Here is a 1,696-nt window from a genome sequence, read left to right as displayed (position 1 = left end):
CATGTACATCAGCACTGACGCATCGGCAGATTGTTTGCTCAGCACCGGGTCTTCAGCGTCCTGGGGCAGCTGGCTCTTGACCTCGTTGGCCTTGGCCAGCAGTTCGGTAAACAGACGGTCGCTGTTGGAGCCGACGCGCGCGTAGATCGAGATCACCGAAAAGTTCTGGCGACTCACCGAGGTCATGTAGTCGATGCCCTCGGCGCTGGCCAGGCTTTGCTGCATCGGTTGGGTGATGTAGCCCTGGATGGTCTCGGCGTTGGCCCCGGGGTAGGCGGTGGTCACCGTGATCAGGGCGTTTTCCATTTGCGGGTACTGGCGCAGGGGCAGCTTGCCCCAGGCCTGGAAGCCCAGCAGCACAATCAGCAGGCTGACCACGGTTGCGAGAACCGGGCGGYGGATGAACGGATCGGTAAAAGCCATGGGGATTCCTTGATCAGTCCGCGCGTGGCGGGCTGTTCCGCTCGGCCAGGGTCTTGTCGTCGCTGATGGCAATGTGTGCGCCGTTGTCCAGTTTGAGCTGGCCGGCGGTCACCACTTTCTCGCCGCTCTGCACGCCTTTGGTGATCATCACTTGCCCATCGCGGCGTTCGCCGGTTTCGACAAAACGCCGTTCGGCGATCAGCACCGGCTGGCCCTTGTCGTCCTTTTCCGGGCTGCCATCTTCGGCCTTCTTTGGTACGGCCACATACACGGAGTTGCCGTAGAGCGTGTAGGTAATCGCGCTTTCCGGTACCACGATGCGCGATTGCGGGTCGGGCAGGAGCACCTGGAGGCTGGCGAACATGCCTGGCATCAACTTGCCATCGGGGTTGGCCAGCGTGGCGCGGACCTGCACGTTACGGGTGCTGTTTTCGACTTTGGGGTTGATTGCACTGATGGTGCCGGGGTACTCCTGGGTCGGATACGCCGCGACAATGACCTGCACTGGCTGGCCGAGAGCAATCTTCGGCACCGACTGCTCGGGCACAAAAAAGTCGACATACAGGCTACTGAGGTCTTGCAGGGTGGCGATCATGGTGCCGCTGGCAAGATAGTCGCCAACGTCTACCTGACGAATGCCGATGGTGCCGCTGAAGGGCGCGACGATGCTTTTTTTGCCGAGCGCGGCCTTGAGTTGATTGACCGTGGCCTTGCTCTTTTTCAGCACCGCTGAAAGTCGGTCGAACTCGCCTTTGGAAATGGCCTGGCTGCCGACCAGTTGGCTACCGCGACCGTAATCGAGCTGTGCCAGCCCGAGGTCGGCCAGGGCAGTTTCCAGCAGGGCACTTTCCACGGCGCTGTCGAGGCGCAGGAGTGGTTGACCGGCCTTGACCTTTTGCCCTGACTCGAACTGGACATCAATGACGGTACCATCGGTCTCCAGGCTCAGGTCCACGCCTTGCAATGCCTTGAGCGTGCCAACGCTAGGCAGGCGGGCTTGCCATGGGCGCTCGGTGGCGGTGGCCACGGCAACGCTGATGGCCGGTCTGGGCGCAGAGTAGCCTTGAACCATCGTGTAGATCGAGAAGGCTTTGTACGCGGCCAGGACCAGCACAATCAGTAGAACGACACCCAACATGATCAGCATGCGGCGACGCAGCATATCCAGTTCCTTGGAGAAAATCAGGTGAGACAGCGGGGCACATTACCGGGAGTGTAGAGGGTAATCCGACTGCCGTTTTTACAGGTTGTGAGGTATTAGAGGGGGGAAAGC

Annotated in this window: 2 protein-coding genes; both read right to left on the bottom strand. The window is 60.6% G+C overall.

All coding sequences use genetic code 11. The annotated features are described in order from the left end of the window. A partial coding sequence (locus tag ACXRVY_RS27545) for an efflux RND transporter permease subunit (RefSeq protein ID WP_458238784.1) occupies positions 1–423 on the bottom strand: 423 nt, incomplete at its 3' end. Positions 424–436: 13 nt separating this feature from the next. Next, positions 437–1,585 (bottom strand): efflux RND transporter periplasmic adaptor subunit, encoded by a 1,149-nt coding sequence (locus ACXRVY_RS27540; protein ID WP_223459988.1) that lies wholly within the window; start codon positions 1,583–1,585, stop codon positions 437–439. Between the last annotated feature and the right edge of the window lie 111 nt (positions 1,586–1,696).

The organism is Pseudomonas sp. P5_A2_2 (genome assembly GCF_054177685.1).
The sequence above is the reverse complement of the archived record's forward strand: the minus strand, read 5'-3'. Positions and strand labels throughout refer to the sequence as shown.